The 21392-nt window shown below is 71.5% G+C and carries 20 protein-coding genes; 11 read left to right on the top strand and 9 right to left on the bottom strand.

Annotation, left to right across the window (positions count from 1 at the left end; all coding sequences use genetic code 11):
• Positions 1 to 14: 14 nt before the first annotated feature.
• Positions 15 to 665 (bottom strand): PadR family transcriptional regulator, encoded by a 651-nt coding sequence (locus ABZ479_RS08800; protein WP_018558161.1) that lies wholly within the window; start codon positions 663 to 665, stop codon positions 15 to 17.
• 348 nt (positions 666 to 1013) lie between these two features.
• Between ABZ479_RS08800 and ABZ479_RS08795 the strand changes: the two genes are divergently transcribed.
• Together ABZ479_RS08795 and ABZ479_RS08790 are read left to right on the top strand one after the other, a co-directional pair.
• Complete coding sequence (locus tag ABZ479_RS08795) at positions 1014 to 3713, top strand: transglycosylase domain-containing protein (protein WP_500460803.1); 2700 nt, start codon at positions 1014 to 1016, stop codon at positions 3711 to 3713.
• A gap of 141 nt (positions 3714 to 3854) precedes the next feature.
• Positions 3855 to 5402, top strand: coding sequence for a glycosyltransferase family 87 protein (locus tag ABZ479_RS08790; RefSeq protein ID WP_500460802.1), 1548 nt, complete (start codon positions 3855 to 3857; stop codon positions 5400 to 5402).
• 13 nt (positions 5403 to 5415) lie between these two features.
• Here ABZ479_RS08790 and ABZ479_RS08785 read toward each other — a convergent pair whose 3' ends face one another.
• The 3 genes from ABZ479_RS08785 to ABZ479_RS08775 all read right to left on the bottom strand — a co-directional run bounded on the left by ABZ479_RS08785 (position 5416) and on the right by ABZ479_RS08775 (position 8101).
• Positions 5416 to 6447, bottom strand: coding sequence for an alanine racemase (locus tag ABZ479_RS08785; RefSeq protein WP_499604654.1), 1032 nt, complete (start codon positions 6445 to 6447; stop codon positions 5416 to 5418).
• A gap of 51 nt (positions 6448 to 6498) precedes the next feature.
• Positions 6499 to 7620, bottom strand: a complete 1122-nt coding sequence (locus ABZ479_RS08780; protein ID WP_499604656.1) for a lipid II:glycine glycyltransferase FemX — start codon at positions 7618 to 7620, stop codon at positions 6499 to 6501.
• A 148-nt stretch (positions 7621 to 7768) separates the two neighbouring features.
• Positions 7769 to 8101, bottom strand: coding sequence for a hypothetical protein (locus ABZ479_RS08775; RefSeq protein ID WP_500460801.1), 333 nt, complete (start codon positions 8099 to 8101; stop codon positions 7769 to 7771).
• Positions 8102 to 8392: 291 nt separating this feature from the next.
• Here ABZ479_RS08775 and rpsF point away from each other — a divergent pair, with 291 nt between their 5' ends.
• The 4 genes from rpsF to rplI all read left to right on the top strand — a co-directional run bounded on the left by rpsF (position 8393) and on the right by rplI (position 10075).
• Positions 8393 to 8683: a 30S ribosomal protein S6 gene (gene rpsF, locus ABZ479_RS08770; protein ID WP_018558167.1), complete on the top strand. Its 291-nt coding sequence runs from the start codon at positions 8393 to 8395 to the stop codon at positions 8681 to 8683.
• Positions 8684 to 8745: 62 nt separating this feature from the next.
• Positions 8746 to 9330, top strand: coding sequence for a single-stranded DNA-binding protein (locus tag ABZ479_RS08765; protein WP_500460800.1), 585 nt, complete (start codon positions 8746 to 8748; stop codon positions 9328 to 9330).
• A gap of 41 nt (positions 9331 to 9371) precedes the next feature.
• On the top strand, positions 9372 to 9608 hold the full coding sequence (rpsR, locus tag ABZ479_RS08760; RefSeq protein WP_026250812.1) for a 30S ribosomal protein S18: 237 nt from the start codon (positions 9372 to 9374) through the stop codon (positions 9606 to 9608).
• A 17-nt stretch (positions 9609 to 9625) separates the two neighbouring features.
• Entirely contained in the window at positions 9626 to 10075 is a 450-nt protein-coding gene (rplI, locus tag ABZ479_RS08755; RefSeq protein ID WP_089225418.1) for a 50S ribosomal protein L9, read from the top strand.
• Between the two features lie 81 nt (positions 10076 to 10156).
• Here rplI and ABZ479_RS08750 read toward each other — a convergent pair whose 3' ends face one another.
• Positions 10157 to 11500, bottom strand: a complete 1344-nt coding sequence (locus ABZ479_RS08750) for an MATE family efflux transporter (RefSeq protein ID WP_500460799.1) — start codon at positions 11498 to 11500, stop codon at positions 10157 to 10159.
• Positions 11501 to 11938: 438 nt separating this feature from the next.
• Here ABZ479_RS08750 and dnaB point away from each other — a divergent pair, with 438 nt between their 5' ends.
• Entirely contained in the window at positions 11939 to 13414 is a 1476-nt protein-coding gene (gene dnaB / locus ABZ479_RS08745) for a replicative DNA helicase (protein WP_500460797.1), read from the top strand.
• A 59-nt stretch (positions 13415 to 13473) separates the two neighbouring features.
• Here the strand turns inward: dnaB and ABZ479_RS08740 are convergent, their stop codons facing one another.
• The gene (locus tag ABZ479_RS08740; protein ID WP_500460796.1) at positions 13474 to 14373 is read right to left on the bottom strand and encodes a GNAT family N-acetyltransferase; all 900 of its coding nucleotides are present in this window, start codon (positions 14371 to 14373) and stop codon (positions 13474 to 13476) included.
• 84 nt (positions 14374 to 14457) lie between these two features.
• Between ABZ479_RS08740 and ABZ479_RS08735 the strand changes: the two genes are divergently transcribed.
• The 4 genes from ABZ479_RS08735 (at position 14458) to ABZ479_RS08720 (ending at position 18401) form a co-directional block, all read left to right on the top strand.
• Complete coding sequence (locus tag ABZ479_RS08735; protein ID WP_500460795.1) at positions 14458 to 15411, top strand: LysR family transcriptional regulator; 954 nt, start codon at positions 14458 to 14460, stop codon at positions 15409 to 15411.
• Positions 15372 to 16004 (top strand): HAD family hydrolase, encoded by a 633-nt coding sequence (locus tag ABZ479_RS08730; protein WP_499604669.1) that lies wholly within the window; start codon positions 15372 to 15374, stop codon positions 16002 to 16004. The genes ABZ479_RS08735 and ABZ479_RS08730 overlap by 40 nt, the downstream gene beginning before the upstream one ends.
• A gap of 254 nt (positions 16005 to 16258) precedes the next feature.
• Positions 16259 to 17698 (top strand): globin domain-containing protein, encoded by a 1440-nt coding sequence (locus tag ABZ479_RS08725; RefSeq protein WP_500460794.1) that lies wholly within the window; start codon positions 16259 to 16261, stop codon positions 17696 to 17698.
• A gap of 43 nt (positions 17699 to 17741) precedes the next feature.
• Positions 17742 to 18401, top strand: a complete 660-nt coding sequence (locus ABZ479_RS08720) for a pyridoxamine 5'-phosphate oxidase family protein (protein ID WP_500460793.1) — start codon at positions 17742 to 17744, stop codon at positions 18399 to 18401.
• Positions 18402 to 18482: 81 nt separating this feature from the next.
• Here the strand turns inward: ABZ479_RS08720 and ABZ479_RS08715 are convergent, their stop codons facing one another.
• From ABZ479_RS08715 to ABZ479_RS08705, 3 genes are all read right to left on the bottom strand, one after another.
• Complete coding sequence (locus ABZ479_RS08715; RefSeq protein ID WP_500460792.1) at positions 18483 to 19010, bottom strand: NUDIX domain-containing protein; 528 nt, start codon at positions 19008 to 19010, stop codon at positions 18483 to 18485.
• A gap of 101 nt (positions 19011 to 19111) precedes the next feature.
• Entirely contained in the window at positions 19112 to 20008 is an 897-nt protein-coding gene (locus ABZ479_RS08710; protein ID WP_500460791.1) for a LysR family transcriptional regulator, read from the bottom strand.
• Between the two features lie 222 nt (positions 20009 to 20230).
• A complete protein-coding gene (locus ABZ479_RS08705) occupies positions 20231 to 21367 on the bottom strand; it encodes a cystathionine gamma-lyase (RefSeq protein WP_500460790.1) in 1137 nt (378 codons plus the stop codon).
• Positions 21368 to 21392 lie beyond the last annotated feature (25 nt).

The raw sequence follows: 21392 nt of genomic DNA, 5'->3' as shown, positions 1-21392 counted from the left end.
TCCCTGTGTAATCGTCACGCGGGTCCCCGGCGCGTGCCGGGTCCGCCGTTTTCCTGTTGGTTGTCCTGCTCGGCATCGGCGGACGGAGCGGCCGGGGGCTGCTTGCCGCGCCCCGCCCGCTCGGTCTCGATCAGCTCGTTCAGCCAGCGGACCTCTCGCTCCACCGACTCCATGCCGTGCCGCTGCAGCTCGAGCGTGTAGTCGTCGAGCCGCTCACGGGTACGCGCGAGGGACGCGCGCATCTTCTCCAGGCGTTCCTCGAGGCGGCTGCGCCGCCCCTCGAGGACGCGCATCCGTACGTCCCTGGACGTCTGGCCGAAGAAGGCGAAACGAGCCGCGAAGTGCTCGTCCTCCCACGCGTCAGGCCCGGAGTGGGCGAGGAGCTCTTCGAAGTGCTCCTTGCCGGCCGCCGTCAACCGGTACACGATCTTGGCCCGTCGGCCGGCCAGCGGCGCGGCGAGCGGATCGGGTTCAGGGCCGGTCTCCTCGACCAGATAGCCCTGGGTGACCAGTGTCTTGAGGCAGGGGTAGAGGCTGCCGTAGCTGAACGCGCGGAACACACCGAGCGAGGTGTTGAGCCGCTTGCGCAGCTCGTAACCGTGCATCGGGGATTCGCGCAGCAGGCCCAGGACGGCGAACTCGAGGATGCCGGAGCGCTTGCTCATGCCCGCGTTCCCCTCCCGTCCGTTCCGTCGGCGCCTCTTATCTCGCCGTGATGTATCGGCTCGATACATCGGGACGATAGAACGACTTCCCGGATACGGCAAGGCGGCTCACGGTGACCGACGTCACATCGCCAAATCCGTCCACCGTCAACCGTCCGTAATGTGATGAACATCTGGCTAGAACCTCTTTTGACCGTGCGTACTCTGTTCGCCATGCAGAGCACCGGGAACCGTGTGACGTCAGTGAGCGTCCTTGTCCCTGGTGCAGTGCGGCCATCGCACGCCGGGGGGACCGGAAAACCAACTGCCGCTTTCAGGCGATTCCGCCTGTCCTAGGAGTAGCTGTTCATGAGCGAGCACCGTCGCAAGCCGCCGCAGTCGCCCGGCGACGGCCGGGCAGCCGCCCGGCGCGGCGCGCAGCAGCAGCCCCCGCCGCCCGGCGGCCGGCGGGCCGCTGGGCCGCCGAGGCCGCAGCAGCCGTACGGCGCGCACGGCACCGGTTCGGGGCAGGGTCACGGCCCGCGCCAGGGCACGGGACAGCCCCCCCGTCAGGGTGCGGGCACAGGCGCGGGGGGCCGCGCGAGCACCGGTGGCCGGGCCCGCGGGGCCGAGCCGCCCTACCAGGGGCGCGCCGCGGCACGCAGGGCCGCCCAGGAGGCACAGAAGGGTGGTCGTCGCAGGACGGCCACGGGGGGCGGCCGCGGAGGGGGGCAGCCCCCGAAGAAGCGCATCATCGACTACCCCCGCTGGGGCAGGGACGGATGGCGTCGCTGGATGCCGTCCTGGAAGCTCGCCTCCGGGTTGTGCCTCTTCTTCTTCGGCAGCATCGTCACCGTCGCCGGTGTCGGGTACGCGATGGTGGGCATCCCCAACGAGAACGACGCCGCCAAGTCGCAGAACAACGTCTACTACTGGGCGAACGGCGACCGCATGGTGGCGACCGGCACCGGTGCCAACCGGCAGAACGTGTCGCTCGCCGAGATCCCCAAGGCGATGCAGAACGCGGTCATCTCCGCGGAGAACAAGAGCTTCTACGACGACTCGGGCGTCGACCCCATGGGTGTCGCCCGCGCCCTGTTCAACATGGCGAGGGGCGGCCAGGCGCAGGGTGGCTCGACGATCACCCAGCAGTACGTCAAGAACACGTTCCTGAGCCAGGACCAGACGGTCACCCGTAAGTTCAAGGAACTGTTCATCTCCATAAAGGTGGGGACGAAGCTCGACAAGGACGAAATCCTCCAGGGCTACCTGAACACGTCGTACTACGGCCGCAGTGCCTACGGCATCCAGGCGGCGGCGCAGACCTACTACGGCCGTGACGCCTCCAAGCTCACCCCCAGTCAGTGCGCCTTCCTGGCGGCGCTGCTCAAGGGCCCGACGTACTACGACCCGGCCGGTGCCACCAGCATCGACAGCACCGCGACGGCCAAGGCCAACCGGGAGCGCTCCGAGCGCCGCTGGAAGTGGATCCTCGGCGAGATGTACAAGGACGGTGCGCTCAAGAAGGACGAGTACACCGAGGCCGTCAGCGAGTACCCGGAGCCGCAGGGCCTGAAGGCCACCAAGGGCATGACGGGCCAGATCAGCTACCTGGTCGACACCGCTCAGAACTACGTGCTGGCGCACTCCGACATAAGCCGCGCGGCGCTCGACCGGGGCGGTTACGAGATCCACACGACCTTCGACAAGAAGAGGGTCGACGCCCTCGAGAAGGCCGTGCGGAAGGTCGAGAAGGCGAACATCAATCCGAAGAAGGAGAAGGACAAGCACGTCCAGTTCGGCGCCGCGTCGGTGAAGCCCAACGACGGCGCCATCGTCGCCCTCTACGGCGGCGCGGGCTTCGAGAACAACCACTTCACGAACAACGCCGACACCAAGGGTGTCCCCGTCGGTTCGACGTGGAAGCCGTTCGTCCTGGCCGCCGCCATGGAGTACGGCACGTACCGCTCCGACGGCGAGGGCGTCTCGCCGCTGAGCGAGTACAACGGCAACGACCACATCAAGATCAAGAACCAGGACGGCTCCTTGGTCCTGAAGAAGGACAACACGCCCTTCTTCCAGGAGAACGAGAGCCCGTACCCCTGGGGCTACATCAGCCTGCGCAAGGCGATGGAGCAGTCCGTCAACTCGCCGTTCGTGCAGCTCGGCATGGACGTCGGCATGGACAAGGTGGCCGACGTCGCCGAGAAGTCCGGCATCCTGAAGGCCACGATGGCCGACCGGAACCCGTCGTTCGCCCTCGGTACGTCCACCCCGAGCGCCATCCGCATGGCCGACGCCTACGCGACCTTCGCCGCCTCCGGCAAGCACGTGGATCCCTACTCGGTCGTGTCCGTGAAGAAGAACGGCGCCGTGGTCGACGGCTTCGACAAGCCCAAGGTCTCCCGGGTCATGCCGGCGGAGGTGGCCGACAACGTCACCGACGTCCTGGAGAACGTGATCCAGAACGGTACGGGTTTCCGCGCCAAGGAACTCGGCCGCAAGGCGGCCGGCAAGACCGGTACGACCGACAGCAACAAGTCGGCCTGGTTCGTCGGCTACACGCAGCAATTGGCCACGTCCGTGGCGATGTTCCGTGAGGACCCCAAGACCCACGGACTGCTGTCCATGAACGGCACCGCGGGCGTCGAGTCCATCCACGGTGGTGACATCCCGACCGAGATCTGGACCGCCTACATGAAGGGCGCCGTGACGGGGCCCGACACCGGCTTCCCCGACGCCCCGAAGATCGGTGACATCCACGACGAGCCGGGCGCCCCGTCGGCGAGCCCCTCGGTCTCCGCCACCCCGACCGAGTCGGCGACGGCGACGCCGACCCCGACCATCTCGCGGCCGCAGGCCCCGCCGACCCCGACCGAGTCGGAGACGTGCAAGCCCTGGCAGTGGGATTGCCAGCAGGACGGCGGCGGTGGGAACGACGGCGGAACCTCCGACGGAGGGACCGGCGGGACACCATCGGGGACCCCGTCCTCCAGCAGCACCGGGAAGGGCAACGGGGGCAACGGCAACGGCGGGCTCCTGGGGTCCGGAGGCAACGGGGGCAATTGACCGCCCCGCGTTGCGCAGAGCAGTGGATCCGCGGCCGCGGAGGGCTTGTGCCCTCCGCGGCCGCGGCCGTCCCGGGCGGACGGGCGGGCGCCGTGGGGATCCGACGCTCCGCACGCGCGGATGTAGGGCAGGATGTGGCCCATGACGATCGTGCGCGAAGACCCCCACCACGAGGCCTCGGAGGCCGAGGCGGTCGTGCCCCCGACCCGCGAGGACCCGGTCGCGGTGGCGGGGAGCGAGGTCATCGGCGGTCCGCTCGGCCGTTTCGCGGCCGTGGGGCGGCGGGGCTGGTGGAACCCCCTGCGCGTGGTCGTGCTCGTGGCGATCGGGATGTTCGCGCTCGGCATGGTCCAGAAGGTGCCGTGCTACGACAGCGGCTGGTTCTTCGGGGCGAACGCCCAGTACAGCCACGCCTGCTACTCCGACATCCCGCACCTGTACTACGGCCGGGGCTTCGCCGACGACCTGGTCCCCTACTTCGACCGCATCCCGGACACGGTCTCCGGCGGCATGGGCTACCTGGAGTACCCGGTCCTGACCGGGCTCTTCATGGAGGTCGCCTCCTGGCTGACCCCGCACGGCGGCACGATCCAGCACCGGGAGCAGGTCTACTGGCTGGTCAACGCCGGGATGCTGATGGTCTGCACGGCCGTCATCGCGGTCTGCGTGGCCCGTACCAACCGGCGCCGCCCCTGGGACGCGCTGCTGGTCGCGCTGGCGCCGGCGTTCGCGCTGACCGCGACCATCAACTGGGACCTCTTCGCGGTCGCCCTCGCGGCGGCCGGGATGATGCTGTGGTCGCGCAACCGTCCGCTGGCCGCGGGCATCCTGATCGGGCTGGCGACGGCCGCCAAGCTCTACCCCCTCCTGTTGCTCGGGCCGCTGTTCCTGCTGTGCCTGAGGGCCGGGAAGCTCAAGGCCTGGAGCGCGGCGCTGGGCGGTGCCGCGGGTGCCTGGGTCGTGGTGAACCTTCCGGTGATGCTGCTCGCCTGGGACGGCTGGGCGAAGTTCTACACCTTCAGCCAGGAGCGGGGCGTCGACTACGGCTCGGTCTGGCTGATCATCTCCCAGCAGACCGGCACGTCCCTCGACGGGGCGAACGCGTACGCGATCGCCCTCATGCTGCTGTTCTGCGCCGGCATGGCCGCGCTCACCCTGTACGCCCCGAGGCGCCCGCGCTTCGCGCAGCTGGCCTTCCTCGTCGTGGCCGCGTTCATCCTGACGAACAAGGTCTACTCGCCGCAGTACGTGCTGTGGCTGGTGCCGCTGGCGGCGCTCGCCCGGCCGCGCTGGCGGGACTTCCTGGTGTGGCAGGCCGCCGAGGTCATGTACTTCCTCGGGATCTGGTCGTACCTGGCGTACACGACGGGCGGCAACAGCAAGGGACTGCCGCAGGACGGCTACCACCTGGCCATCGCGGCGCACCTGATCGGGACGCTGTACCTGTGCGCGGTCGTCGTCCGCGACATCCTCTTCCCCGAGCGCGACGCGGTGCGCCAGGACGGCTCGGACGACCCCTCCGGGGGCGTGCTGGACGGCGCGGAGGACGTGTTCGTGCTGGGGAGGCCCTCGCACCGGCCGCGGCACGCCGCGCCGCTGCAGGGCGGCCCCGAGGACGGCCACGGCTACGGCGAGGCGCGCCCGGTGCAGTGGGGCGTGGACCCGGCGCCGCCGGCGCAGCCCCACTGACCCGGGGAGGGGCTCAGCGGTCGACGACGCGGTCGAACTGGGTCGTCGTGTGCCGCAGGTGCGCGACCAGCTCGTCGCCGACGGCCGGGGGCGCCACGTCGCCCGGCAGGAAGAGGATCGACACCTGCATGTGCGGGGGCTCGGCGAACCAGCGCTGCTTGCCGGCCCACACGAAGGGCGACAGGTTGCGGTTGATGGTGGCCAGACCGGCCCGCGCGACGCCCTTGGCGCGCGGCATGACGCCGTGCATGGCCTTGGGGGCCTCCAGGCCCACCCCGTGCGACGTACCGCCCGCCACGACGACCAGGTGGCCGTCCTCGGAGGCCTTGTTCTGGCGGTAGCCGAAGCGCTCGCCCTTGGCGATGCGGGTGACGTCCAGGACGGCGCCCCGGTACTCGGTCGCCTCGTGGTCGCCCAGCCACAGCCGGGTGCCGATCCGGGCGCGGAAGCGGGTCTGCGGGAACTGGTTGCGCAGCTGGGTCAGTTCGCCCGCCTTCAGGTGGCTGACGAACATGGTGTGCAGCGGCAGCCGGGCCGCGCGCAGCCGCTCCATCCAGCCGAAGACCTCCTCCACCGCGTCGGAGCCGTCGGTGCGGTCCAGCGGCAGGTGGATGGCGAAGCCCTCCAGGCGCACGTCGTCTATGGCCGAGTGCAGCTTGACCAGGTCGTCCTCGCTGACGCCGTGGCGCTTCATGCTGCTCATGACCTCGATGACGACCCGGGCCCCGACCAGGCCGCGCACGCCCTCCACGGAGGAGACCGAGCGGATGGCGCGGTCCGGCAGCGGCACCGGCTCCTCGCCCAGCCGGTACGGGGTCAGCACCAGCAGGTCGCCGCCGAACCAGTCCTTGATCCGGGCTGCCTCGTACGTCGTGCCCACCGCGAGGATGTCCGAGCCGAGCCGGATCGCCTCCTCGGCCAGGCGCTCGTGGCCGAAGCCGTACCCGTTGCCCTTGCAGACGGGTACCAGCCCGGGGAACTGCTCCGCCTCGGACTGCTGGTGCGCACGCCAGCGCGCGGTGTCGACGTACAGGGTGAGCGCCATGGCCGGAACGGGGACCTTTCTGCGGTGTCTGCGGTCAGTCGGGCACGCGGGTCAGCGACGGGACATGTAGATGTCGAGCGCCTTGTGCAGCAGCTTGTTGAGCGGGAAGTCCCACTCGCCCAGGTATTCGGCAGCCTGCCCGCCGGTGCCCACCTTGAACTGGATGAGACCGAAGAGGTGGTCGCTCTCGTCCAGCGAGTCGCTGATGCCGCGCAGGTCGTACACGCTCGCGCCGAGGGCGTAGGCGTCCCGCAGCATCCGCCACTGCATGGCGTTGCTCGGCCGGACCTCGCGCTTGTGGTTGGCCGAGGCGCCGTACGAGTACCAGACGTGCCGGCCGACGACGAGCATCGTCGCGGCGGCGACCGCCTCGCCCTCGTGCTGCGCGAAGTACAGCCGCATGCGGTTGGGGTCCTCCGTGTTGAGGACCTGCCACATGCGCTGGAAGTAGGAGAGGGGCCGCGGGCGGAAGTGGTCGCGCTCGGCGGTGACCTCGTAGAGCTGCTGCCACACGGGGAGGTCGTCGTAGCCGCCCTGGACGACCTCGACGCCGGCCTTCTCGGCCTTCTTGATGTTGCGGCGCCACAGCTGGTTGAAGCCCTTCTGGACGTCGTCCAGGCTGCGGTTCTCCAGCGGGACCTGGAAGACGTAGCGGGGCTGCACGTCGCCGAAGCCGGCGCCGCCGTCCTCGCCCTGCTGCCAGCCCATGCGGCGCAGCCGGTCGGCCACCTCGAAGGCGCGGGGCTCGATGAACGTCGCCTCGACGTCGCGCAGGCGCTTGACGTCCGGGTCGGCGATGCCGGACTTGATGGCGGCCGCGTCCCAGCGGCGGATGACGACCGGCGGGCCCATCTTCACGGAGAACGCGCCCTGCTGCTTCAGGTGCGCCAGCATCGGGCGCAGCCACTCGTCCAGGTTGGGGGCGTACCAGTTGATGACCGGGCCCTCGGGGAGGTAGGCGAGGTAGCGCTTCACCTTGGGCAGCTGCCGGTAGAGCACCAGGCCGGCGCCGACCAGCTCACCGGTCTTGTCGTCGAACCAGCCGAGGCTCTCCGAGCGCCACTCGGTCTTGACGTCCGCCCAGGCGGGAACCTGGCAGTGGCTTGCCGAGGGCAGGCTCTGGATGTACGCCAGGTGCTGTTCCCGACTGATGGTCCTCAGGGTCAAGCTCATGCGGGGCGCTCCCCATCGCTGCGGCTACGGCATTGCTGACTGCATTACTGCGCCGAAGCCTACTGCGAACGGCGAACGCCCCCGCGGGGGCTGTGGACAACTCGGTCCGCGGCTTCGCCCGGCGGGTGCCGGGTTGGGGGACGGCCGGCTACACCACCCCGCCGAAGAGGCCGCCGTGGGCCATGCCGATGTAGAAGCCGATCGCGGCCAGCCCCATCCCGATGATGAAGAGGAAGCGCTCGGCCGTGGTGGCGGAGCGGTACTGCCCGAAGGCGCCCACGAGGATGCCCGCCAGCCCCGCCCAGCAGCTGAGCAGGTGGAGGTGGTCCCAGAACGCCGCGATGGCGGCCACCAGGCCGAGTACGACGGTCACGACGGCCAGGGTGTTCTCGACCGGGTGGGGCCTGCCGTCGGAGTTGAGGGTGGAGAGGGCTCGCTGGTAGAGACGGCTGCCGGTGGTGGGCCGTACTGCCTGTGCCATGGGGAACCTCCGTGATGGAGAGGTGGCGCATCGTAGCGCCGGACACACCCGATGTGTACAGATTGCGGGCTTCCGGGGGCGGATTTCAACCGGAAGCCACGAGCCGGGTAGTGTGTACCGTCTGCACCGGTGTCTGTGCAGGTCCACACGAAGGTCCCACGGGGCCTGCGGGGAGTGATCCCCGGAACGCCCCGGGCGTTGTCGGTGGGCCGCGATACCGTTGCGACGCGATGCAAACCCTCCTGCCACGGAAACGCCGTGGCCGCTGAGTCCAAAGGAGGTGGGTTCCACATGCGTCACTACGAGGTGATGGTGATCCTCGACCCCGATCTCGAGGAGCGCGCTGTCTCCCCGCTGATCGAGAACTTCCTCGGCGTCGTCCGCAACGCGGGCGGCAAGGTCGAGAAGGTCGACACCTGGGGCCGTCGTCGTCTTTCGTACGAGATCAAGAAGAAGCCCGAGGGCATCTACTCGGTCATCGACCTCAACGCCACTCCTGAGGTCGTCAAGGAGCTCGACCGTCAGATGAACCTGAACGAGTCGGTTCTCCGGACCAAGGTCCTCCGTCCCGAGACCCACTGAGCCTGCGGGCTCAAGGCAGTCGGGAAACCGAGAAGCCAAGCAACGCCGAGAGGTCACTCACCATGGCAGGCGAGACCGTCATCACGGTCGTCGGCAATCTCGTCGACGACCCCGAGCTGCGCTTCACCCCCTCGGGTGCGGCGGTCGCGAAGTTCCGTGTCGCGTCCACTCCCCGCACCTTCGACCGGCAGACCAACGAGTGGAAGGACGGCGAGAGCCTCTTCCTCACGTGCTCGGTCTGGCGGCAGGCGGCGGAGAACGTGGCCGAGTCGCTCCAGAAGGGCATGCGCGTCATCGTGCAGGGCCGTCTGAAGCAGCGCTCGTACGACGACCGCGAGGGCGTCAAGCGGACGGTCTACGAGCTGGACGTCGACGAGGTCGGCGCCAGCCTGCGCAGCGCGACCGCCAAGATCACCCGCGCCAGCGGTGGCGGCGGCGCCTCGCGCGGCGGCCAGGGCGGTTACGGCGGCGGTGGCGGCCAGGGCGGCGGCTGGGGCGGTGGCCCCGGTGGCGGTCAGGGCGGCGCGCCCGACGGCGACCCGTGGGCGACCGGCGCTCCGGCCGGTGGCGGCCAGGGCGGCGGTGGCGGCAGCTGGGGCGGTGGCTCCGGCGGCGGCGGCGGTTTCTCGGAAGAGCCGCCCTTCTAAGGGCAGCGCACCAAACTTCTTGATCACACTGGAGAGAGACAATGGCGAAGCCGCCTGCTCGCAAGCCTAAGAAGAAGGTTTGCGTGTTCTGCAAGGACAAGATCACGTACGTCGACTACAAGGACACGAACCTGCTGCGGAAGTTCATCTCCGACCGCGGCAAGATCCGTGCCCGCCGGGTCACCGGCAACTGCACCCAGCACCAGCGCGACGTCGCCACGGCCGTGAAGAACAGCCGTGAGATGGCGCTGCTGCCCTACACCTCGACCGCTCGCTAAGGAAGGGTGACTGAGCAATGGCGAAGATCATCCTCACCAACGAGGTCAGCGGCCTCGGTGCCGCCGGCGATGTCGTCGAGGTCAAGAGCGGCTACGCCCGCAACTACCTGATCCCGCGCGGTTTCGCGATCGCGTGGACCAAGGGTGGCGAGAAGGACGTCGAGCAGATCCGCCGCGCGCGCCGGATCCGTGAGATCGCGACCGTCGAGCAGGCCAACTCCTTCAAGGCCCAGCTCGAGGGCGTCAAGGTCAAGCTGTCGACCCGCGCGGGCGACGCCGGCCGTCTCTTCGGCTCGGTGACCCCGGCCGACATCGCCGCCGCCGTCAAGGCCGCGGGCGGTCCGGACGTGGACAAGCGCCGGATCGAGATCGGCTCCCCGATCAAGACGCTGGGCTCGCACAAGGTGTCGGTGCGTCTGCACCCCGAGGTCGAGGCCGCTCTCGACGTCGAGGTCGTCGCTTCCTGACCCTCGCGCACCGCGTGAACGCCGGGCCCGGAACCGCGAGGTTCCGGGCCCGGCGTCTTGCCGTCCGCGGCGGGGCCGCGGTCAGGCGCGTACGGCGCCGGTGACGGCCCACTTCCCCGAACGGGCGCGCCAGTGCAGGCCGGCCAGCCGGGTGAGCATCATCAGCCCCATCGCCCACCACAGGGCGGTGAGCCCACCGCCCAGGGCCGGTACGGCCAGGGCGACGGGGGCGAAGACGGCGAGGGTGACGACCATCGACCAGGCCAGGTAGGTGCCGTCGCCGGCCCCGATGAGGATTCCGTCGAGGACGAAGACCACGCCGCAGACGGGCTGGGAGAGCGCCGCCACCAGCAGGGCGGTCATCAGTGCGGAGCGTACGGCGGGGTCCGAGGTGAACAGCGGGGCGATCAGCGGCCGGGAGACGGCCAGGACGAGGCCGATGACCACGCCCGAGGCGATGCCCCACTGCACCATGCGGCGGCACGCGGCCCGGGCCCCGGCCACGTCGCCGGCGCCGAGGTACCGGCCGATGATGGCCTGGCCCGCGATGGCGATGGCGTCCAGCGCGAAGGCGGCCAGCGACCAGAGGGTGGTGGTGATCTGGTGGGCGGCGATCGAGGCGTCCCCGAGCCCGGCCGCGACCGCGGTGGCGATCAGCAGGACGGCCCGCAGGCTCAGCGTGCGGATCAGCAGCGGCGTCCCGGCCTGGGCGCAGGCGCGGATGCCGGCCAGGTCGGGCCGGAGGGAGGCACCGTGCCGTCGGGCGCCGCGGACCACGACGGCCAGGTAGACGGCGGCCATCGCGTTCTGGGCGATCACGGTGCCCCAGGCGGAGCCGGCGATGCCGAGCCCGGCGCCGTACACCAGCGCCAGGTTGAGCACGCCGTTCACGGCGAAGCCGCCGACGGCGACGTAGAGCGGGGTACGGGTGTCCTGCAGCCCGCGGAGCACACCGGTGGCCGCGAGGACGACGAGCATCGCGGGGATGCCGAGGGCGCTGATCCGCAGGTACGTGACGGCGTACGGCGCCGCGGTGCCCGAGGCGCCGAACAGTCCGGTGAGGGCGGGTGCCGCGGGGACCGCGACGGCGACCGCCGCGGCGCTGATGAGGAGGGCGAGCCAGATGCCGTCCATGCCCTGGCGGATGGCGGCGGGCAGGTCGCCCGCGCCGACCCGGCGGGCGACGGCCGCGGTGGTGGCGTACGCCAGGAAGACGAAGACGCCGACGAGGGTGGTGAGCAGGGCGCCCGCGACGCCGAGGCCGGCGAGTTGCGAGGTGCCGAGGTGGCCGACGATCGCGCTGTCGGCCATGAGGAAGAGCGGTTCGGCGACGAGGGCGCCGAAGGCGGGCAGCGCGAGGGCGATGATCTCGCGGTCGTGGCGGCGTACGGCCTGCTGGGGGGAGAGTTCGGCGACCTGGGGCACCCGGCCAGGGTAATCATCCACATGTAAGGGACGCAAGGAGATACTGACTCTTACGCGTGGCTGCGTAGGGTGATCTCCTCCGTGCCGTTTGTCGTGATCTTGGGCCGAGCGGGCAAGTTTTTCTTGTCCACAGCGGGTGGATGAAGAAAGTGCAGGTCAGTGGCGTGATCATTGGGTGATTGTGTGCTTGTCCACCGCGCTGTCCCCCGCCCTGTACACAGCTGGAGCACGCTTCTCCACAGGTAGGGGCGGTTCATCAACAGGTCATCCCCAGCCCCTGTGGATAACCGTCTTGGCTGTGAGCCCCGTGGACCCCTACCGTGGGGCGTCGCCCGACGCGCCACAGGTGTGTCCGGGCGGCAGATTGTCAGAGCCGTGGCGTAGGAAAAGGGACACGACGCAGCGGTCAGCGCCGGACGGGGAGGAGGTGGCAGGGGGGTGAGCCAGCCCGAACCCGCGGACGACCACTGGGGGAGCGAACCGCCGTTCCCGCCGGACGGACCCGGTGACCGCCTGCCCGTCTCGCGCTTCCGCCGCAGGGACGAGCGGGACCGCGACCGCGACCGCGACGAGGACCGCGGGGGGTCCGGCTTCGAGCGCGTACCGCCGCAGGACCTGGACGCCGAGATGTCGGTGCTCGGCGGCATGCTGCTGTCCAAGGACGCCATCGCCGACGTCGTCGAGGTGCTCAAGGGCGCCGACTTCTACCGGCCCGCGCACGAGACCGTCTACGCCGCGATCCTCGACCTCTACGCCCGCGGTGAGCCCGCCGACCCCATCACCGTCGCCGCCGAGCTGACCAAGCGCGGTGAGCTCGCCCGTGTCGGCGGGGCCCCCTACCTGCACAGCCTCGTCAACGCGGTGCCCACCGCCGCCAACGCCGAGTACTACGCGGAGATCGTGCACGAGCGCGCGGTCCTGCGCCGGCTCGTCGAAGCCGGCACGCGCATCACGCAGATGGGGTACGCCGCAGACGGCGACGTCGACGAGATCGTCAACTCCGCCCAGGCGGAGATCTACGCCGTCACCGAGCAGCGCACCAGCGAGGACTACCTCCCGCTCTCCGAGATCATGGAGGGTGCCCTCGACGAGATCGAGGCCATCGGCTCGCGCAGCGGCCAGATGTCCGGGGTGCCCACCGGCTTCGCCGACCTGGACTCCCTCACCAACGGCCTGCACCCGGGCCAGATGATCGTCATCGCCGCCCGTCCCGCGATGGGCAAGTCCACGCTCGCGCTGGACTTCGCCCGCGCCTGCTCGGTCACCAACGGCATGCCCAGCGTCTTCTTCTCCCTCGAAATGGGCCGCAACGAGATCGCGATGCGCCTGCTGTCCGCCGAGGCCCGGGTCGCCCTGCACCACATGCGCTCCGGCAACATGACCGACGACGACTGGACGCGGCTGGCCCGCCGCATGCCGGACGTCTCGGCGGCCCCCCTCTACATCGACGACTCCCCGAACCTGTCGATGATGGAGATCCGCGCCAAGTGCCGCCGGCTCAAGCAGCGCAACGACCTCCGCCTGGTCGTCATCGACTACCTCCAGCTGATGCAGGCGGGCGGCTCGCGCCGGCCCGAGAGCCGTCAGCAGGAGGTCTCCGACATGTCCCGGAACCTCAAGCTCCTGGCGAAGGAGCTGGAGGTTCCGGTCATCGCGCTCTCCCAGCTGAACCGTGGTCCCGAGCAGCGCACGGACAAGAAGCCAATGGTCAGCGACCTGCGCGAGTCGGGCTCCATCGAGCAGGACGCGGACATGGTCATCCTGCTGCACCGCGAGGACGCCTACGAGAAGGAGTCCCCCCGCGCGGGTGAGGCCGACCTGATCGTCGCCAAGCACCGCAACGGCCCCACGGCCACCATCACCGTGGCCTTCCAGGGCCACTACTCGCGCTTCGTGGACATGGCCCAGACCTGAGCCATGGGGTGCGTGGGGCCGGCTCGGCGGATCCCGCAGGTCGGCCGGCGGCCCCGCGGTCAGCCCAGGGCGACCATCAGGGGTGCGTGGCGGCGGTGTTCGTCGCCGGGGAGGTCGCGGTCGCCCAGCACCATCAGGGTGTTGGGGAAGAAGGGCGTCACGCCGTGCTCCGCGGCCCAGCCGTCGAGGGCGTCGGGGGTGCCGGTGCGCAGGTCGAGGCGGACCGGGGTGCCCGCGTCCCGGGCGACCGCGGTGACCAGGCGCCGGGCCGTGCCGGCGTCCCCGGCGACGACGGGGCCCACGACCAGGGTGTCCGCGTTCAGCCAGGCGGCCGCGTAGCCGGTCAGGGCGCCGTCCTCCCCGGCGGCCACCACCACGCGCTCGGCGAACCGGGGCAGGTCGCGCAGCAGGGGTGAGCGGTCGGCGCCGAACGCCTCGGCGTCCAGGGCGAGCAGGGCCGGCAGGTCGGCCTCGGTGAAGGGCCGCGGCTCCGGCGCTCCGGCGGGGCCGGAGGGGGCAGCGGTCGCGGCGGGCGCCGGCGCGGCGAAGCGGCCGCGGTGCGTGACGACGGTGCCGATCGCCCGGAAGCCGAGCTTCTCGTAGAGCGGGCGGCCGCGTTCGGTGGCGTGCAGGGTGACGGTGTCGTCGCCCGCCTCGGCCAGCACGTGGGTCATGACGCGCCGTCCGAGGCCCCGTCCCTCGTACCGGGCCGCGACCAGGACCATGCTGACCGCCGCCAGGCCGCCCTCGTAGCGGGTGAGGACGGTGGTGGCGGCCAGGCCGTCGCCGTCGGGGGCGTCGACGCCGTAGCCGGTGCCGTGGGTGAGCAGGAAGCGCCACTTGTGCTCCTCGGCGCCCCAGCCGCGGCTGACGGCCAGCGCGCTGCAGGCGGGGAGGTCGGCGGGGGTGAGGCGGCGCACGGGGGCCGAGGGGGCCGCGGGGACCGTCGGGGAAGTCATGCGGGCAGCGTGCCGTGGCGGCGGCGGGCGGCGCCCATAGTTTTCCCCTATGGCCATCGGCCGGTGCCTGGCTATCCTCCCGGGGTGACGCTGACCCTGCCCGCCCTGCGGGCGTTCGTGGCCGTGGCGCGTACGGGCTCGTTCTCGGCGGCCGCGCGCCGACTGGACGTACGGCAGCCGACGGTGAGCGAGTCGGTGCGTCGCCTGGAGGCCGCCGCGGGGCGGCCGTTGCTGGTACGCACCCGTGAACGGGCCGAACTGACCGACCTGGGACGGCGGATCCTCGCCCACGCGGTGGCGGCGGTCGACGCCGCCGACGAGCTCGAGGGGCTGCTGGCCGGGACGTCCAGGCCGTTCACCGTGGGCTTCCTGGGCGAGGCGGCGGCCGGCCGCACCCGGGAGCTGCTGGACCTGGTCCAGGCCCGCGTACCGGGTGAGGTGCGGCTGCGCCGCTACGACTTCGACGACCCCTCCTGCGGGCTGCTGGACGGGCACTCCGACCTGGCCATCGTGTGGCCCCCGCTGGACGCCCCGGGCCTGGGGACGGTGACCGTCTCCAGTGACCGGCGCTGCGTGGCGCTGCCCGCGACGGACCCGCTGGCCCGCCGGAGCGAGGTCGCGCCCGCCGAACTGGGCGGCAGGACCTGGGTGGTGCCGAGGACCGCGGACGCGGCCTACGCCGGTTTCCGGCACCCGTCGGCCGTGGGCGTCGTCCACGTGGCGGGGACGGTGGGGTCCGGCTCGCTGGAGGAGACGCTCGAACTCGTCGCGGCGGGCCGCGGCTGCGCGCTGGCGAGCACGGCGACCGACGAGCACTACGCGCGGTCGAACGTGGTGATCGTGCCGCTGGCCGGGGACGTGCGCTGCACGGTCGCGCTGGCCTGGCGGGCCGCCGACCGCCGGCCCGCGGTCCGGGGGGCGGCGGAGGACGCCGCCCGGCTGTACGGAGGGACGCCGCCGGGCACCGGCCGGGCGGCGGGCGACGAGGGAGGGACCGCGTGGGACGGCTGCACATCTTCGACATGGACGGGACGCTGATGCACGGCTCCTCGGCGAGCATGGAACTCGCCCGGGAACTGGGCCTGGTGGCGGAGTTCCGCGAGCTGGAGCACGCGCTCGGGCGGGGCGTCCTGGACTCGCCGGGCTACGCGGAGCGCGCGTACGACCTGTGGCGGGCGCTCACCCCGGCGCAGGTGGCGGCAGCCTTCGAGGGCGCTCCGTGGCTGGCCGGGATACGGGAGGTGTGGGCGGACATCGCGGACCGCGGGGAGCACTGCGCTGTGGTGTCGCTCTCCCCGGACTTCTTCGTGCGGCGGCTGCTGGAGTGGGGGGCGCACGCGGTCCGGGCGTCGGTCTTCCCGGAGGTCCCGTTCGGCCCGGCGGCGGGGCTGGACGTGGCGGGGATCCTGGTGCCGGAGACGAAGGTGACGGCGGCGGACGAGCTCTGCGCCCGCTACGGCGTCAGCCGCCGGGAGTGCGTGGCCTACGGGGACTCGCTGTCGGACACGGCGCTCTTCGCGGCGGTGCCGGTGTCGGTCGCGGTCAACGGGGACCACCATGTGAGCGGGCTGGCGAGCCACGCGTACACCGGGCGCGATTTGCGTGAAGCGTATGCGCTGGTCGTGGGCTGAATACGTGACGATTGAACGGTGATGATCGTCAGGGAATTGAGTGACGGCTGTGAAAGCGGTGACCCGGGGTAGGGTCGACAGGGTTCCGCGGCAGCGGGGCTCCACATTCGGCTGAGCTTAACGGGATCGGTATCGCCGTTTCCCGTACTTCCGGCTATTTGTCCGGGCGGCGGGAAGCCCTGGCAGGCTTTCCGCGCAGGATGTGTGGCCGACGTACGGACACCGACCGGGAGAAGCTCGAGGCGAAGCTGACCATGGACGCTCTGACCACGAACGCGGCCGAACCGGGCAAGGGAGCGGGGGCTGGGTCCCCCCGATGGTTCACGCCGCACACACCCCCTGACGGGCCGAGACCCCACCACGAGGGCGACGGTGCCGCCGCGCCGAGCCGCCCGGTACGGCCGATAAGGCCGGTGGGCACGGGAGCCGGGCGGACCGCCGACCCGGGACCCGCACTGCCGAGGCCCGGCCCCACGCAGGACGCGGCGGGGCCGCGGCACCATCCCGAGCCGCCGGCCCAGCAGCCCCCGCCCAGGGCGGAGGCCCGGCCGCGGTCGGCGCCGCAGAGCGCGGACGCGCAGCTGATCCGGCGCACGATGGAGGAAGTCGCGCCCGTCGCTGACAAGACGACGTCGTATTTCTATGCACTTTTGTTCATACGACATCCGGAGTTGCGCGAACTTTTTCCCGCCGCGATGGACTCGCAGCGCGACCGTTTGCTGAAAGCGCTCCTGACCGCCGCGGATCACATGGACGACACCGAGATACTCACCGAATACCTGTCCCACCTGGGCCGCGGCCACCGCAAATACGGCACGCGCCCCGAGCACTATCCGGCCGTGGGGGAATGCCTGATCGGGGCGCTGACCCGGTACGCCTCGGCCGTCTGGAACGACCAGGTCGAGGCCGCCTGGGTACGCGCCTACACGGTGATCTCGCAGATCATGATCGACGCGGCGGCGGCCGACGAGAAGCACGCGCCGCCGTGGTGGCAGGCCGAGATCGTCAGCCACGAACCGCGCACCTCCGACATCGCGGTGGTCAGCGTCCGCCCCGACCAGCCCTACCCCTTCCTCGCGGGCCAGTACACGACGCTGGAGACGCCCTGGTGGCCCCGGGTCTGGCGGCACTACTCCTTCGCCTGCGCCCCCCGCTCGGACGGCCTGCTGGTCTTCCACGTCAAGGCCGTCCCGGCTGGCTGGGTCAGCGGGGCGCTGGTGCACCGCGCCCGGCCGGGCGACGTCCTGCGGCTCGGCCCGCCGGCCGGCTCCATGGTCGTCGACCACAGCACCGACAACGGGCTGCTCTGCCTGGGCGGCGGCACCGGCATCGCCCCCATCAAGGCGCTGGTCGAGGACGTCGCCGAGCACGGCCGCCGCCGGGCCATGGACGTCTTCTACGGCGCACGCAGCGACCACGACCTGTACGACCTGGACACCCTGCTGGGGCTCGCGCAGCGCCACCCCTGGCTCTCGGTGCGGCCCGTGGTCTCCCACGGCCGCGGTGAAGGGGGGCTGCACGGCCCGCTCCCCGAGATCGTGCAGCAGTACGGCCCCTGGCCCGAGTACGACGCGTACCTGAGCGGGCCGCCCGGGATGATCCGCAGCGGCGTCGACACCCTCGTGCGCGGCGGCATGCCGTCCCGGCGCATCCGGCACGACCTGATCGAGGAACTGGTCGCGGCGGGCCCCTGAGTCCGTCCCCTCACGTCCCCACCCCACCCCACGAGGAGAAACGTTGCCGCAGGAACGTCCCGGCAGTGCGGGCGAGCACCGTGTCCAGGAGGAGATGGGCACGGCCGACCGCGCGGACCGCTTCTACGCCGAGCAGGTGCTGGACCACCTCAACCCGCGGATGCGGGAGTTCACCGAGCGGCAGGAGATGTTCTTCCTGTCCACGGCGGACGGCCGGGGGGAGTGCGACAGCACCTTCAGGGCGGGTCCGCCCGGCTTCCTGACCGTCCTGGACGAGCGGACGCTGGTCTACCCCGAGTACCGGGGGAACGGGGTGATGGCCTCGGTCGGCAACCTGCGCGAGAACCCGCACGTGGGCATCCTGATGGTCGACTTCACCCGGGACCGGATCGGGCTGCACGTCAACGGCCGCGCCCGGCTGGTCCCGGACGGCGCGATGCGGGCCCTGTACCCCTCGCTCCCGGTGGACGCGGTGCCCGGCCGCAGGCCGCAGCTGTGGGTGCGGGTGAGCGTCGTCGAGGCGTACGTGCACTGTTCGAAGCACATCCCGCGGATGGCGAAGGTGCCCCTGCAGGGCGGCCGGGCCTGGGGCACCGACGACGTGCGGCGCAAGGGCGGCGACTACTTCGGGGCCGCGGCCGACGCCGCGCACGCGCGTCCGGCCCGGCCCGGTGGCGGCCGCCCGGGCTGGTTCGGGGCCTGAGGGTGCCCGAGGGTGCTTGAGGGTGCCCGTGGGGGCCTGGCGGCGCCCGGGGACGTCCGACGCCGCCCGCGTGCCCGCGGGTCAGCCGAGGTCGGCCGAGAGCAGTCCCAGCACCCCTTCGATGTTGCCGTCGAGGTAGTGCCGCAGGGTCAGCGGCACGATCTCGACGGAGGCGAGCCCGACCCGGCTGAAGGGCACCCGGACCACGTCGTAGGTCCCCGAGGGTTCGTCCACCTCCGGGCCGTGCCGCCGCGAGGGGTCCATGGAGGCCAGCCGGCACACGAAGAAGTGCTGCACCTTCACGCCGTGCGAGCCGTCCTCGCCGATGTGCTCGACGGTGTCGACGAAGGCCGGGACCACATCGGTGACCTTGGCGCCCAGCTCCTCGTCCAGCTCTCTGTGGAGCGCCTCGACGATGGTGGCGTCCCCGGTCTCGACGCCGCCGCCGGGGGTGATCCAGTACGGGTTGAGCCCTGGCTTGGTGCGCTTGATGAGCACCAGGGCGTCGCCGTCGAGCAGGATGGCGCGGGCGGTGCGCTTGACCACCGGCCGGGTGGCCGGGGCGGTCGCTGCACCGGGTGTGGCAGGTGCTTCGATGTCCGGGGGCATGCCAGAGATCTGCCGCGGCGCGGGAGGCGGCAAACGCCTCCGGGACGGCGAATCGGAACGTCCCGTTCTCACGGAGGCCACCCGCCGTACGCCGGGCGCGGTCACCAGGCCGAGGAGGAGCGCATCAGCTGCTCGTGCACCCGCGCGATGTGCGGCAGCGCGAGCGTCCCGGCGCGCACCGAGACGAAGTACGTGCGCAGGGGCGGCACCGGCGGCTCCAGGAGCGCACGTGCGGCGCCCGCCGTGATCGCCTCGCAGCACAGGTAGCGCGGCAGGACGGCCATGCCGACGCCGGCGACCACGCACTCCAGGACGGCCCTCAGGTCGGGCACGACCACGGCGGGGACGATGGCGGGGGTGGCGTCGAAGACCGCCGACCAGTAGTGGTCGATCAGCGGCATGCCCTCGTCGTAGGAGATCACGGGGACGTCGTCGAGGACCCGTGCCCCGTGGGTGCGCACCGCGAGCGGGCCGCCGATCCGCTCCTGCCAGGCGGGGGCGGCCACGAGTATCTGCTCCTCGTCCCACAGGGCGGTGGCGGTCAGCAGCCGGTCGCGCGGCCGGACGGTGCCGATGGACAGGTCGTGGTGGCCCGCGGCGAGGCCGGCCAGCGCCTCGTCCTCGCCGGCCAGCGCGATGCGCAGCTGCAGGCCCTCGGCGATCAGCGGGGCGAGGGCGGGGAGGGCGCGCAGGGAGGTGAAGGTGGGCGGCCCGGCCAGGTGCAGGGTGCGGTTGCCGGACTCCTCGTCGAGGTCCGCCTCGGTTATCTCCAGCAGGGCGTCGAGGTGCGGGGCCACCCGGTGGGCCAGGTCGTCGCCGACGGGGGTCGGGGCGACGCCGCGCGGCAGGCGCAGGAAGAGGGGGCGGCCGACCTGCCGTTCCAGGCTGCGGATCTGGCTGGTGACGGCGGGCTGCGACAGTCCCAGCAGCTGGGCGGCCCGGGTGAAGGAACCGGCTCGGTGCACGGTGACGAACGTGCGCAGCAGAGCCAGATCCATGGAACCGCTCCCTCCCAGCCACCGGTACGACCGCAACATATAAATATATCGATAGGTCTGTACCGCAACTGTGATTGGACACTGACGCAGAGTCAACTAGCCTTGTGCGGGCGGATCTCCGCGCGTAAAGCCAGGGTGGTCCGAGCCACGAGGGGGGAGGCTCGGACCACCCATTCTGCGTAGGACACTCTACGTAGATATATCTGTTCGAAATGAACGGGGTCAGCGCGCCGCGGCGTCCAGTGCCTGCGTCACGTCCCGCACGATGTCGGCCGCGTCCTCGACGCCGACCGAGAAGCGGACGAAGCCCTCGGGAACGGCGTCGCCGCCCCACCGCGCCCTGCGCTCGGCGGTGCTGGTCACGCTGCCGAAACTGGTGGCCTCGGTGGTCAGCAGCAGCGCCGACAGGAAGCGCTCGGCGTGCTCCTTGTCGGGCAGCGTGAAGGACACCACACTGCCGAACCGGTCCATCTGCGCGGTCGCGACGGAGTGCGCCGGGTCGTCCACCAGGCCGGGGTGACGTACGTCGGTCACCTCGGGACGCCGGAGCAGCGCGGCGGCCAGTTCGAGGGCGTTGGCGGCCTGCCGGTCCACCCGCAGCGCGAGCGTGGACAGCGAACGGTGCGCCAGCCAGGCCTCCATGGGGCCGGGGATCGCACCGACGGTCTTGCGCCACAGCCGCACCCCGGCGGCGAGCTCGGGCCGACGGGTGGTCACGTAGCCCAGCAGCAGGTCGCCGTGGCCGGACAGCGCCTTGGTGCCGCTCGCCACCGAGAAGTCCGCGCCCAGCTCCAGCGGGCGCTGGCCGAGCGGGGTGGCGAGGGTGTTGTCGACCGCCACGAGCGCGCCCGCGGCGTGCGCGGCGTCGGCGAGCCGGCGGATGTCGCACACGTCCAGGCCCGGGTTGGACGGCGTCTCGATCCACAGCAGCTGTGCGCCCTCCAGCGCCTCCAGCTGGCCGTCGCCCGCGGTGGGCGCCAGCCGCACCGCGATCCCGTAGTCCTCCAGGCGGCTCTGGAGCGAGCGGGTGGCCTGGTAGCTGTCGGAGGGCAGCACCACGGTGTCGCCGGAGCGCACCTGGGAGAACAGCACGGAGGAGATGGCGCCCATGCCGGAGGAGAAGACCAGCGTCTCGGCGGGGACGTCCGGGGACTCCAGCGCCGAGATCGCCTCCTCCAGCCGGGTCCAGGTGGGGTTCTCGTCGCGGCCGTAGGTGTACGGGCCGGTGACGTCGCCCGGCAGGTGGAAGTGCGCGGCGAACACCGGGCCGGGCAGCGCCGGCTCGTGGGGCCGGGCCGGCGGGCGGCCCGCGTGCACGCTGCGGGTGCTGTCCCCCGGTCTGCTCTCGTACTCCGTCATCGCCCTCTCCTCGTTCTCCCCGTCG

The organism is Streptomyces sp. NPDC005722, assembly GCF_040630935.1.
In the GTDB taxonomy this organism is placed as follows: Bacteria; Actinomycetota; Actinomycetes; order Streptomycetales; family Streptomycetaceae; genus Actinacidiphila.
This window is presented reverse-complemented; position numbering and strand designations above follow the sequence as displayed.